This is a genomic window from Photorhabdus antumapuensis (assembly GCF_020387775.1).
GTDB lineage: Bacteria > Pseudomonadota > Gammaproteobacteria > Enterobacterales > Enterobacteriaceae > Photorhabdus > Photorhabdus antumapuensis.
In genome coordinates, this window is the sequence record NZ_JAHZMK010000047.1 from 1 (window position 1) to 384 (window position 384).

The 384-nt window shown below is 56.0% G+C and carries 1 protein-coding gene; it reads left to right on the plus strand.

Translation table 11 applies throughout. The annotated features are described in order from the left end of the window. On the plus strand, positions 1-384 hold a 384-nt coding region (locus tag KZ793_RS17080; protein ID WP_225816427.1), incomplete at both ends, for a two-partner secretion domain-containing protein.

Sequence of the window (384 nt, forward strand, 5' to 3'; positions counted from 1 at the left end):
AGTGGCGGGGCAAAAAGCCGCGGTCTTTATCGCTAACCCGAACGGCATCACCTGTCATGGCTGTGGCTTTATCAATACCCCGGCGGTCACCTTATCGACCGGGAAACTGGTGTTTGATAAAGCGGGCGCATTAGCGGCTTTAGAAGTGAAAAAAGGCGCCATCACCGTTGATGAAAAGGGGCTGGATGCGACGGCGCAGGATGATATTGATATTATCAGCCGGCACACGCAGCTTAACGGTAAGCTACAGGCGAAAAACCTGACATTGACACAAGGGCCCAACCGGATTGATGTCAAACGCGGGACCCTTGTCCCCATTTCCGGGGACGGTTATGCCCCCTGGCGAGCGATGGATACCGGGTCACTGGGGGGCCTGTCTGCCCA